We start from the raw sequence: 12,979 nt of genomic DNA, 5'->3' as shown, positions 1-12,979 counted from the left end.
ATATAGATATGAGTATGATATTAAGTGTTCATGCACGTCAAATTTTTGATTCAAGAGGAAATCCAACTGTAGAAGTTGATGTAGTTACTGAAAATGGAGCTCTAGGGAGAGCAGCTGTTCCTTCTGGAGCATCTACTGGTGAACATGAAGCTGTAGAATTACGCGATGGTGGAAGTGATTATATGGGGAAAGGCGTACTAAACGCTGTAAAAAATGTAAATGATATTATTGCAGAAGAAATTATAGGGTATTCTGTTTTTGAACAAAATCTTGTTGATAATGCAATGATTCAATTAGATGGAACAAAAAACAAATCTAAGTTAGGAGCTAATGCAATTTTAGGTGTTTCATTGGCTGTTGCAAAAGCTGCGGCAAATGAATTGGAATTACCTTTATATCGTTATGTTGGTGGTGTGAGCGCAAATACTTTACCAGTACCAATGATGAATATTATCAATGGTGGCTCTCATTCAGATGCTCCTATTGCATTTCAAGAATTTATGATTATGCCAGTAATGGCAAAAAACTTTACGCAAGCCATTAAAATGGGTTCTGAAATTTTTCATAACCTTAAAAATGTTTTAAAAGAAAGAGGTTTAAGTACTGCAGTTGGGGATGAAGGTGGTTTTGCACCAAATTTTGATGGAATTGAAGATGCACTTGAAACAGTTATAAAAGCGATAAATTTGGCTGGTTATAAAGCAGGAGAAGAAGTTAAAATAGCTCTTGATCCAGCATCTTCCGAATTTTATATTGATGGAAAATACGATTATCGTAAATTCGAAGGTGAAAATGGAAAAATCCGTTCATCTAAAGAACAAGTTGCATATTTGAAAGAACTATCAAGTAAATATCCAATTATTTCTATTGAAGATGGTATGGCTGAAGACGATTGGGAAGGATGGAAATTACTAACTGAAGCAATTGGTGATAAAGTTCAAATTGTTGGAGATGATTTATTTGTTACTAATGTTGAAAGACTTGAAAGAGGAATTAATGAAAAATCTGCAAATTCAATTTTAATTAAATTGAATCAAATTGGGACTTTGACTGAAACAATGGCAGCTGTAAATATGGCGCACAATGCGGGTTATACTAGTGTTATTTCACACCGTTCTGGAGAAACAGAAGATACTACAATTGCGGATTTAGCAGTAGCTTTTAATTGTGGTCAAATTAAAACAGGATCAGCTTCAAGAACAGATCGTATAGCAAAATATAATCAACTATTAAGAATTGAAGAAGAGTTAGGTAGTGTTGCTTATTTTCCTCAAAATAAAGCATTTAAAATCTAATTATTTAGCTATAATTTATCAATTAGAATATTGATTTCTTTATATAATATTTTAAAAACCAGTGAAATAACCTTTACTGGTTTTTATTTTTTAGTCCAATTTTAGTTTAAATCTAAATTTTAAGTATAATTATAAGTGCTTGTTTTTCAAGGTGATAATTGTTACATCTGAATAGTAATATGATAAATATCATGTTTTAATATTGCTTTCAGTCGTAAATTTATGGGAATAATTAAAAAAGGTTAAATATTATGAGCATTTTAAAAGATAAATTGTACAAAAAAATTCAATCACATCGTTTAAGAACTACCAAATTATTGAAAGAACATGGAAGTGATGTTATTGATCAAGTAACTGTAGCTCAGGCTATTGGTGGAATGAGGGGTATTAAAGGTTTAGTTACAGATATTTCTTATTTAGATCCATTTGAAGGAATTAGATATAGAGGATTTACACTTCCTGAAGTATTAGAAAAATTACCTAAACCAGAAGGAGCAGAAATGCCTTATGTTGAAGGTTTATATCATTTATTATTAACAGGTGATATTCCTACTCAAAAAGAAATTGAAGAGCTATTGGTTGATTTTAATAATCGCCGTGTGATTCCTCATTATGTTTGGGATGTTATAGATGCATTTCCTAGTAATAGCCATCCAATGGCAATTCTTTCGGCTGCAGTTATGAGTTTAGAAAGAGAATCTCATTTTAATATAAAATATAAAAAAGGAATGAGTAAAATGGATTATTGGGATTCTACTTATGAAGACTCAACAAACCTTTTAGCTAAAATGCCACTGATTGGAGCATATATTTATAATAAATTATACCATCCAGAAAAAGGTCACAGATATCCAGATCCTACATTAGATTTAGGTGCAAATTTTGCTTATATGATGGGAAAAGATAAGCCTTATGATGATGTATCTCGTATGTATTTTATTATTCATGCGGATCATGAAAGTGGTAATGTTAGTGCACATACAGGACATTTAGTTGCCAGTTCATTATCCGATGTTTATTATGCAACTTCTGCAATGATTAATGGTTTAGCAGGACCTTTGCATGGTTTAGCAAATCAAGAAGTATTACGTTGGCTTCAAGGATTAATGGATCAAATGGGAGGTAAAATTCCAACAGAAGAAGAGATGAAAAAATATGTTTGGGATACATTAAACAAAGGACAAGTAATTCCTGGTTATGGTCATGCAGTTTTACGTAAAACAGATCCGCGTTATACAGTACAGAGAGAATTTTGTTTAAAAAACTTACCAGATGATAAAATATTTAAATATGTAGATGCACTTTATAAAGTAGTACCAGATATTTTAGTTGAACAAGGTAAGGCTAAAAACCCTTGGCCAAATGTTGATGCACAATCGGGTGTTGTTCAATGGCATTATGGTGTTACTGAATATGATTTTTATACGGTATTATTCTCAATTGGAAGATCTTTTGGAGTATTATCTAATATAATTTGGGATAGAGCTTTAGGATATTCTCTTGAGAGACCAAAATCTATTACTACAGAGATGCTTGAAAAAATGGTTGGAATTAAAGATGAAATGGTTGAATCTGATTAATATTATTAGCATAAAACTATGCTATATTTATTGAAAAAGTCGAGAGAAATCTCGACTTTTTTGTATTTAAGCATATACTAAATATTTAACAAATCATTAATAACTATTTTTTTAAAATAGCTAAAAATTCATTAAATTCGTTACGCAAAAATAATAGTAAATTAATAAAATATACGTAAAACAATGTCAGAGAAAGCAATTTTAGAAGTAGGTGGTAAAAAATATGAGTTTCCAGTTTTTAAAGGAACTGAAAATGAAATTGCCATAGATATTAAAACATTAAGACCAAGTACAGGAGGTGTAATTACTTTAGATTCAGGATTTAAAAACACAGGTTCTTGTACAAGTAAAATTACATTTTTAGATGGAGAAAAAGGAATTTTACGTCACAGAGGTTATGCAATAGAAGAGTTAACAAAAAAAGCTAGTTTTTTAGAAGTTGCATATTTAGTAATATTTGGTGAATTACCAACTAAAGAAGAATTCAAAAAATTTGAAACTGACATTAAGAGCCATTCTTTATTAAATGAAGAAATGAAAGATATTGTTGAAGGTTTCCCAAAATCAGCCCATCCTATGGGAATGTTGTCAGCCTTTACGAGTGCCTTAACGTCTTTTAATCCTGGTAGTGTAAATGTAAATTCAAAAGAAGAGATGTATAGTGCTATTGTAAAAATACTTGGAAAATTTCCTGTATTGGCGGCTTGGGCACACAGAAGAAACCATGGTTTACCATTAAATTATGCTGATAATTCATTAGATTATATTTCAAACATTAGTCAATTAATGTTTAGAATTCCTACAGAAGAATATAAAATTAATCCTATTGCAGTTAAAGCATTAGATGAGTTGTTAATATTACATGAAGATCATGAGCAAAACTGTTCTACTTCAACAGTAAGAATTGTTGGTTCATCAGGAGCTGGTTTATTTGCTTCAATTTCAGCTGGAGTTTCTGCACTTTGGGGACCATTACACGGAGGTGCAAACCAAGCAGTATTAGAAATGTTGGAAAATATTCGAAACGATGGAGGTGATGTTGAAAAATATATAAATAAAGCAAAGGATAAAAATGATCCATTCCGTTTAATGGGATTTGGTCATAGAGTTTATAAAAACTTTGATCCAAGAGCACGAATTATTAAAAATGCAGCTGATGAATTATTTGAGGATTTAAACTTAAATGATCCAATTTTAGATATTGCAAAACATTTGGAGGAAGTTGCTTTAAAAGATGAATATTTTGCTGAGCGTAAACTATATCCTAATGTAGATTTTTATTCAGGAATAATTTATAGAGCTTTAGGTATTCCAGTTGAAATGTTTACGGTTATGTTTGCCATAGGTCGTTTACCAGGTTGGATTGCACAATGGAAAGAAATGAGAGAAAATGGAGAACCTATTGGTCGCCCACGTCAGTTATATGTGGGAGAAACTTTACGACCATTCAAATCATTTGAAGAACGCTAAATAAAAACTCAAATTAACTAAAAAAACCTCATATTAAGTTATGGGGTTTTTTTACTTTTACATTAAAATAGTAACTATATGATTAAACTAAATGTTCAAGATGAAACTGGTCGTCTTAGAGCGGTGGTTTTAGGAACTGCAACTTGTAATGGATCAACACCAAAACTAGAAGAAGCTTATGATCCAAAATCAATCGAGCACATTAAAGCAGGAACTTATCCACTAGAGAAGGATATGACTCTTGAAATGGAAGCTTTCAATAAAGTTTTTAAAAAGTATAATGTAAAAGTTTTTAGACCCAAAGTAATAGAAAATTATAATCAAATATTTTCTAGAGATATTGCATTTGTTATTGAAGATAAGTTAATTAAATCTAACATTTTACCAGATAGAGAAAAAGAAATTGAAGCAACTCAGTATATTTTAGATGAAATTAACTCAAGTAAAATAATTGAGACTTCTAGTGATACTCATTTTGAAGGAGGGGATATAATGCTATGGAATAATCATATTTTTATAGGTACTTACAAAGGTGATGATTACAGTAATTTTATTACTGCGCGTACTAATATGAAAGGTGTAAATTTTATTAAAGACTTGTTTCCAACTAAAATTGTTAAAGAATTAGATTTGGTTAAATCAAATACCAATGCAAGAGAAAATGCACTACATTTAGATTGTTGTTTTCAGCCTGTAGGAAAAAATAAAGCAATTATTCATAAAGAAGGCTTTAGAGATGTAAATGATTATAATTATTTGGTAAATTTGTTTGGTATGGATAATTTATTTCATATTACTAAAGATGAAATGTACCAAATGTTTTCAAATGTATTTTCAATTTCAACAAAAGTTGTTGTTTCAGAACAAAACTTTACAAGATTAAATAATTGGTTGAGAAAAGAAGGGTTTACAGTTGAAGAAATACCTTATGCTGAAATTGCTAAACAAGAAGGTTTATTAAGATGTTCTACCATGCCACTAATTAGAGATTAATTTATGAAACAAATTACAACTACTATTTTAATGATTCGCCCAGTTTCATTTCGTACAAATGAACAAACTGCTGTAAACAATTATTATCAAAAAGTATTAGATAGTTTAACTCCTAAAACAATTCAATTTAAAGCTTTACAAGAGTTTGATGAATATGTGAGTAAATTACGCGAAATAGGAGTTCAAGTTATAGTTATTGATGATACAAAAGAGTTTGATACGCCAGATTCAATTTTTCCAAACAATTGGATTTCTTTTCATGAAAATGGAGATGTAGGATTGTATCCAATGTTTGCTGAAAATAGAAGATTAGAAAGAAGAGAGGATGTATTTAAAACTTTAGAAACCTTAGGTTTTGTAATTGAAAATATTGTAGATTATACTTCTGCTGAAGCTGAAGAATTATTTTTAGAAGGTACCGGAAGTTTACTGTTAGATAGAGTTAATAAAAAAGCATATTGTGCATTATCTCCTAGAGCCGATGAAGATTTATTTATTGAATTTTGTGAAGATTTTGAATACACACCGGTTCCATTTGTATCGTACCAAACTGTGAATAATAAGCGACTCCCAATTTATCATACAAATGTGATTATGTGTTTAGGTGAAAAATTTTCAGTAATATGTTTAGATAGTATTGATGATAAAAAGGAACGTAAAAATGTATTAAAACATTTAAAAGAAGATGGTAAAGAAGTTATAAATATTTCTGAAGATCAAGTAAATAATTTTGCAGGAAACATGTTACAAGTTATTGGTAAGGATGATGAACGTTATATAATTATGTCAAAATCAGCACATGAATGCTTAACAAAACAACAATTAAATCAGCTTAAAAAACATGGTAAAATCTTATCTAGTTCTTTAGATACTATTGAAGCTTGTGGAGGAGGAAGCGCTCGTTGTATGATGGCAGAAGTTTTTTTACCAAATAAAAACGATTAATTTAATTTTAAATGCTCTCTAAAAAAACAAAATATGGACTTAAAGCACTTAGCTATTTAGTAAAACAAGAGAAGAACTCACCTGTTTTAATTGCTGATATTTCAAAATCCGAAAATATATCACAAAAATATTTAGAAAGTATATTGTTAACATTAAAAAAGAGTGGTATACTTTCTTCTAAAAAAGGGAAGGGTGGCGGATATTTTTTGCTTAAAGAACCAAGTAGCATAAAAATTTCTACAATTATGAGAGTCCTTGAAGGTCCAATTGCGATGTTGCCTTGTGTAAGTTTAAATTATTATGAGAAATGTGATGATTGTATTGATGAAGAGCAGTGTAGTTTAAGTATTTTAATGGCAGAAGTTAGAGATAGTACCTTAAAAATTTTGGAGAATAAAACCCTTGCAAATTTTAATTACGGAGAATAAGTTAACAGAAATACATAAAAAAAGCCTTTCAATTGAAAGGCTTTTTTTATACTATACTTTTACCAAAATAGGAATTTGCACATTAAATAATCTATTTTTTAAATGTTCTAAATCCATTAATAAGTTCTCTTTATTTATTTCGAAATCAGAAAATAAACTATGGTAATATTCAATACCATCATTTAAATTATGCTTAAATGTTGTTAAATATTTTTCATTTTTGTTTGTTAACGAATCTTTTAATTCTTCTACTTTGTTAGAAAAATAATCAACATACATTGATAATTCTTTGATAAACATATGTGGGCGATTTTCAGAAACAATAACATTAGCTTTTCCATAAATATGGCTTACCATTTCTTTTAAAGAAAGTTCTTTAGAGAAATAGGCCATATTTGGACCAGGACAAACTGCAACTCCTTGCTCTTCTCCTTTTCGTTCTAGCTTATAATCAATTAAAGCCGCATTTGATAATCCTTCGCATAAACATGCTTTATCGGTAATTTGAGTTGCCTTTTTTGAATATTCACTTGAAGTTAAATTTTCATTTTTTAATTCATTTAACTTTATTGTTTGATACTTTTTTGAAGCAGTACAAATAACTCTTTCAGAATACTCTTTATTAGAAGCTAAAAATTTCTTAGGACAAGAACTACCAGCTTTATTGTTAGCTATTCGTTTATTTTTAAAAATTTCATTAGAATTTCCTCTTAAACTATTAAAAGGAACTCCTAAAGGAGAAATATTGCTTAAATATAAATCTTTCTCTTTAGCAAGTTTCAATGTTTCTATTGTTTTAGAATCAACAGTTGAAGCTTCAGGAACTAATAAAAAAGGTGTTCCCCATCCCACTGAATTTACATTGTAATTATCTATTAAAAATTCATGTTCTTCTGAAGTTCCTACACCACCTTGAACTGTAATATCTAAATTTAAACTAGCACTAGGAACATGTTTTCCTTTACTTTTTAAGGCATTAACAAGAATATTATTTACTTCAATTATTAAAGATTCTTTATTTAGTTTAAATTCTTCTAAAATAGGTCCCATTAAATAACCATCTGAAGCAAATGCATGACCACCACAGTTTAAACCAGATTCTATTCTATATTCTGAAACCCATAAACCCTTTTTCGCTAAAAATTTCCCTTGAATTAAAGCAGATCTGTAATCGCTTACTTTTAAAATAATTTTCTTTTTTAAGAAGTTGTTTTCATCAGGGAAAAAGTCATTAAAATTTTCAAAATAACTATATAATCTCGGATTCATACCTGCTGAAAGTACAACTGAAGATTCTAAATTGCTGTTTGCAAATCCTCTAAGTGCAGCGTGTGCATCATTATATTCTGAAGGTAATAACTCGTTTTTACTATAATTAGGCTTATTAAGCTTTGTCATAATATTTACGTCAATATTACCTGTTTTTAAGTTGCTATGTATCCAATTCGATATATTTTCCTTAAGGGTATTATGTTGAATTGTTTTAGCAAAACTTTGTTTTAAATCTGAAAAATCAGGAAGCATTTCCATATATTTTTCAAAATCACTACTTTTTTCTTCAAAACCTTTTTTTAGGTTTTCGAACGTATGTTTTACAATAGTATCAACCGTATTAAGGTATGATGTAATTCTTTTTGCTCTATAATCTTCAACTTTTGTTGAAATTGCATTAAAAGGAATTTTAAATTTTGTTGAATAATATTCATTCATTCTTTCAATTAAAATGTCATCTACAATTGAAATAACGGATGAAATACCATATTTTGCAACTTTAATAGGACTATCTATTGTAAAAGCAAGCCCCATAACAGGAATATGAAATGAATGAGGATTGTTTTTTTTTTGCATATTATATTTTTTAATTAATTGTTATCACAGTTTTACAATAACGCAAAAATAGGTAACTTGTTTTCAATATTCGTGATTATTATCATAATTAAAAATAATTTATGATAATATTAAGAGTATGGTGTAAAAAAAAGCCAGTTCAACAAGTGTGAACTGGCTTAACAATTTAAATATATAAATTGGAATTAGCTTCTTGATACACTACCTCCAGAGGAAGTTTTTTTATTAACATGTGTTGGATTTCCTTCAAAATCAATATCTCCACCACTACTTGCTTTTGCTGTTAAATTACCTGTTACATTTACATCTATATTAGCTCCACTACTAGCTTTTGCATACACATCTATTGCTTCTAATTTGTCCGCGTCAATTGAGCTACCGCTACTTGCTTCTGCGGAGAATGTTGCTGTTTTTCCGAAAATATTTATAGTTGAACCACTTGAAGATTCACTAGTAACTTCAGAAGCATTTACATGAATTTTTATAGAACTTCCACTACTTGAACTAAGGTCTAAAGAGCTAACTTGTAGTGTATTTTCAGACTTTACAGAAGCGCCACTAGAAGCACTTATTTTAGAAATTTTAGTTGCGGTTAAATATACATTACGTTCTTTTGCTTTATAAACATTTTTATCAAAGTATATTTTCAACTCACCATTTTTTACTTCAGTTATCAATAGATCTATGATGTTTTCATCAGCTTCTACATTTAAATCTGTTACGCTTCCTTGTGTTAAATATAGATTAATACCTTGTTGTACTTTTATAGCATCAAAGTCAGAATTTATATTTCTATCTTCTGAAACTACATTCCCATTGCCTCTAATACCTGTAATACCTTCCATAAAACATGAAGATGTTGTAATTAAGATGACTAGGATTGCAGTTATTTTTGTTAGAATTTTCATAATAAATATTTTTGGTTGTTCAAATGTATTTTTAAATTGGTTTTATACGAATTTTAAGTGTATGAACTGTTGAATAATTTGTTTGAATTGTAATTAATGAATAATTAAACCGTTTTTATCCAATTTAATTTCAGCACTTCCATCACGATCTTTCACTTTTATTTTAACTCCATTTCTGTCAATATTTAAGTTGAAATGCTCATTTCCTCTTTTATATGAATTACCAAAAATGCTAGAATCACAATCTAAACATTCTAACCCATTTTCAGTCATTTTATATAGGTGCTTTGGCATATCTCTATCATAAATTTCATGAATATTTTCAACACCTTTTAAAAATGTACGTGTAGAATTATCTAAATATATGAATGAATTAATGGGTAAATAAATAGTTATATCAATCAATTGATTTTTAAATTTATTTTTAAAGCCAGATAAGAAATAGCCATTTAATTCTAAATTTTTATCATTTAAATTAAATTGATATTCAAGAGCTTCTGCGTCGTTATTGGCATTTAAACGGTTTTTCCCTTCCGATTCTTTTCTGATTTTAATAAAAGCATTTACTTTATCTGTAAATTTTATATCTACATTAATTCTAGTTGAGTACAATTTTTGTATATCATTATCATATACTGTTTCGGAATTATATCTTCTTCTAAGTTCTTTTTTGTTTGATAAATTATCATTCCCAACCATTTTTACTTTTAAAGTATCTGTGGCTATAAGTGATAATTCTTCAGTTTGATTCTGGACACCATCATAAGCAGTTCTAGTAGCCAAATTTGCTCCTGCAATTCCTAATCCGAAAAGTGATATAATCCAAATACCTAATAAAGAAAGTTTTGTTGTAGTACTAAATGATTTAACATTGTTAGATAATATTTTTAGACCTAGCATAAATAATATTACAAAAGGAATACTAACAGCAATGAAACCAAAAATAATTAATAACCAATGCGGTAATATTGAATCAAAAAAGAATGGTGGATAGTGTACAAATTCTTCACCAAAGCCCAATATTTCAATTCCTCCTAATGAAAAAGCACCAATTATTAACGCTATGAGAGTAACAGTTGCTGTAAATATTAAAATTGCACCAATAAACTTACCAAATATGTTAAGGATTGCTAAAATTATTTTTCCAAGTGTATCAACAAGTTCTTGAATACCTGATTTTGTTTTATTTTTAAATTCAGAGCTTTTTACTTTATTAGTTACATCGTTTACACCTTCTTTTACACGTGATGTTACACCTTCAAATTCTTCTCTAATTTTTTTTTCAATATTACTAATATTTACAGGCTCACCTTTCATTTGCAATTTTTCAGCAGTAGTTTCAGCAACAGGAATTAATATCCATAATATGGGATAAATTAGAAATCCAATACCAAACCCAAAGAGTAATACTAACCAAATAATTCGCATCCAAATAGTATCCATTCCAACATAATGTGCTAAACCAGAGCAAACACCACCTAAAAATTTATCTTCACTATCTCTAAATAATTTTTTTGAATTGCTTCTTGATCTGTATGTTGGTTCGTCTTCAAATATTTCTTCATCAATTAAATAATCTTCGGGTTTCCCCATAATTTTAGTGATTTCATCAATGTTGTTTTCGTTTACAACCTGACGTTCGTCTTTTACTCTTTCAGAAAGTAATTCGCCAATTCTATGTTCAATATCATTTAATATTTCATCTCTTCCTTGTGGATCATCACTTAAAGATCGTTTAATGGCATCTAAATAAAATTTTAACTTTTGATAAGCTACTTCATCAATATGAAAGAAAATGCCTCCTAAATTTATGTTTATTGTCTTATTCATTTTTTTGTTGATTTTTTGGTAGTTACTAAGTTTACTGCTTCTACAAGATCACTCCAAGTACCGTTTAATTCTTTTAAAAATAATTTTCCTGTTTCTGTTAAGGCATAATATTTTCTTGGCGGTCCAGATGTTGATTCTTCCCAGCGATAGCTGAGTAAACCAGCATTTTTTAATCTAGTTAATAAAGGATAAACGGTTCCTTCAACAACTAATAATTTTGCATCTTTTAAGTGCGATAAAATTTCAGAAGTATAAGCATCACCATGCTGTAAAATGGAAAGTATGCAGTATTCTAAAACTCCTTTTCGCATTTGAGCTTTTGTGTTTTCTATCTTCATAAGTTGAGATTTAAGAGTTAAAAAGCATATTGCTATTTGATAAATTCTATTGTAAATGGATACGTATAATACTCACCACTGTTTGCTTTAATACTTGCTAAAATAATTAGTGCAATCTTTAATAAAATTGCAGGAATTATTCCTATTACAATTGCTAAAATTCCTAGGCCTAAGGTAAATATAGCAATTGGTATTATTAATAATGCTAATAAGAATCCGTATAGTATTAAACTAAGTTGGAAATTTACAGCTGATTTTCCATGAGTATCGATATAAGAACTTTCATTTTTTTTAGCAGTCCAAAGTACAAGTGGAGCAATGATGTTTCCAAAAGGGAAAAACCATCCAGCAAAACCACTTAAATGTGTAATTGAACTATAATTTTTATCGTTTTGTGTTATCATAATTAATAGTATATAGTAATTTCTTATGCAAATATATATATAAAAGATAGTAGTATGCAAGACATAGTACTATTATTTAACATTTTTTTAACAAAAAAACATTTTTTTACGCTCATAATTTTTAATTAACTTGAACTCAAAATAATTAGAACTTTATATGGAGGTTACTGTAAAAAAAATGAACAAGTTTTTAATGTTTAAATTACCATCAGCATTTTTATGTGGGGTGAAACTAATTGAGCTTGATACTGAAAAAGCGGTTGTAAAAGTGAAGCATAAGTGGATAAATCAAAACCCATTTAACTCCATGTATTTTGCAGTACAATCAATGGCTGCCGAACTTACAACAGGTGCAATTGTTATAAAAAAAATTAAAGAAAGTGGTAAACAAATTTCAATGTTAGTTACAAACCACAATGGAACATTTACAAAAAAAGCGATAGGTCTAATAAAATTCACTTGTAATGATGGTAATTTAATTGATGAAGCATTAAAAAGAACCATTGCAACAGGAGACGGACAAACAATTATTATGAAATCTGTTGGAGTGAATGAAAATGGTGAACAAGTATCAGCTTATGAATTTGAATGGAGTTTAAAATTAAAATCAAAAAAATAATAAAAATTTAGAACTATGAATGCACACGAGATCGATTATAAAATTCACGGAGAAGAAATGCAATATGTTGAGATTGAATTAGATCCACAAGAAGGAGTTGTTGCAGAATCTGGAAGTTTTATGATGATGAATGATGGGATACAAATGGAAACAATTTTTGGAGATGGTTCTAACCAAGATGAAGGTATTTTAGGAAAACTATTTTCTGCAGGGAAACGGTTATTAACAGGTGAAAGCTTATTTATGACAGTTTTTTCAAATTCAAGTATTGGAAAAAAAAGTGTTTCTTTTGCTGCTCCATATCCAGGTCAAATTTTCCCA

At 28.9% G+C, this 12,979-nt stretch carries 13 protein-coding genes; 8 read left to right on the top strand and 5 right to left on the bottom strand.

What is annotated here, in order from left to right; genetic code table 11:
* The first annotated feature begins 8 nt into the window (after positions 1-8).
* The 6 genes from eno to QM495_RS07835 all read left to right on the top strand — a co-directional run bounded on the left by eno (position 9) and on the right by QM495_RS07835 (position 6,711).
* On the top strand, positions 9-1,295 hold the full coding sequence (eno, locus tag QM495_RS07860; RefSeq protein ID WP_408671558.1) for a phosphopyruvate hydratase: 1,287 nt from the start codon (positions 9-11) through the stop codon (positions 1,293-1,295).
* Positions 1,296-1,546: 251 nt separating this feature from the next.
* Positions 1,547-2,875, top strand: a complete 1,329-nt coding sequence (locus QM495_RS07855; RefSeq protein ID WP_408671557.1) for a citrate (Si)-synthase — start codon at positions 1,547-1,549, stop codon at positions 2,873-2,875.
* Positions 2,876-3,058: 183 nt separating this feature from the next.
* The gene (locus QM495_RS07850; protein ID WP_408671556.1) at positions 3,059-4,345 is read left to right on the top strand and encodes a citrate synthase; all 1,287 of its coding nucleotides are present in this window, start codon (positions 3,059-3,061) and stop codon (positions 4,343-4,345) included.
* Positions 4,346-4,423: 78 nt separating this feature from the next.
* Complete coding sequence (locus QM495_RS07845) at positions 4,424-5,338, top strand: dimethylarginine dimethylaminohydrolase family protein (protein ID WP_408671555.1); 915 nt, start codon at positions 4,424-4,426, stop codon at positions 5,336-5,338.
* Between the two features lie 3 nt (positions 5,339-5,341).
* Positions 5,342-6,283 (top strand): citrulline utilization hydrolase CtlX, encoded by a 942-nt coding sequence (ctlX, locus tag QM495_RS07840; protein WP_408671554.1) that lies wholly within the window; start codon positions 5,342-5,344, stop codon positions 6,281-6,283.
* A gap of 11 nt (positions 6,284-6,294) precedes the next feature.
* Entirely contained in the window at positions 6,295-6,711 is a 417-nt protein-coding gene (locus tag QM495_RS07835; protein ID WP_408671553.1) for an RrF2 family transcriptional regulator, read from the top strand.
* 51 nt (positions 6,712-6,762) lie between these two features.
* Here QM495_RS07835 and QM495_RS07830 read toward each other — a convergent pair whose 3' ends face one another.
* From QM495_RS07830 to QM495_RS07810, 5 genes are all read right to left on the bottom strand, one after another.
* A complete protein-coding gene (locus tag QM495_RS07830; RefSeq protein WP_408671552.1) occupies positions 6,763-8,559 on the bottom strand; it encodes a hypothetical protein in 1,797 nt (598 codons plus the stop codon).
* A 185-nt stretch (positions 8,560-8,744) separates the two neighbouring features.
* Entirely contained in the window at positions 8,745-9,467 is a 723-nt protein-coding gene (locus tag QM495_RS07825) for a head GIN domain-containing protein (protein WP_408671551.1), read from the bottom strand.
* A 93-nt stretch (positions 9,468-9,560) separates the two neighbouring features.
* Entirely contained in the window at positions 9,561-11,297 is a 1,737-nt protein-coding gene (locus tag QM495_RS07820) for a PspC domain-containing protein (protein ID WP_408671550.1), read from the bottom strand.
* Positions 11,294-11,635, bottom strand: a complete 342-nt coding sequence (locus QM495_RS07815; RefSeq protein ID WP_408671549.1) for a PadR family transcriptional regulator — start codon at positions 11,633-11,635, stop codon at positions 11,294-11,296. Before QM495_RS07815 ends, QM495_RS07820 begins: the two co-directional genes overlap by 4 nt.
* Before the next feature lie 32 nt (positions 11,636-11,667).
* Positions 11,668-12,039: a DUF4870 domain-containing protein gene (locus tag QM495_RS07810; RefSeq protein WP_408671548.1), complete on the bottom strand. Its 372-nt coding sequence runs from the start codon at positions 12,037-12,039 to the stop codon at positions 11,668-11,670.
* A 157-nt stretch (positions 12,040-12,196) separates the two neighbouring features.
* Between QM495_RS07810 and QM495_RS07805 the strand changes: the two genes are divergently transcribed.
* Positions 12,197-12,658: a thioesterase gene (locus tag QM495_RS07805; RefSeq protein WP_408671547.1), complete on the top strand. Its 462-nt coding sequence runs from the start codon at positions 12,197-12,199 to the stop codon at positions 12,656-12,658.
* A 15-nt stretch (positions 12,659-12,673) separates the two neighbouring features.
* Positions 12,674-12,979: AIM24 family protein (locus QM495_RS07800; protein WP_408671546.1), on the top strand; the 306-nt coding region annotated here is incomplete at its 3' end.

Source organism: Lutibacter sp. (assembly GCF_046055765.1).
GTDB lineage: Bacteria > Bacteroidota > Bacteroidia > Flavobacteriales > Flavobacteriaceae > Lutibacter.
The sequence above is the reverse complement of the archived record's forward strand: the minus strand, read 5'-3'. Positions and strand labels throughout refer to the sequence as shown.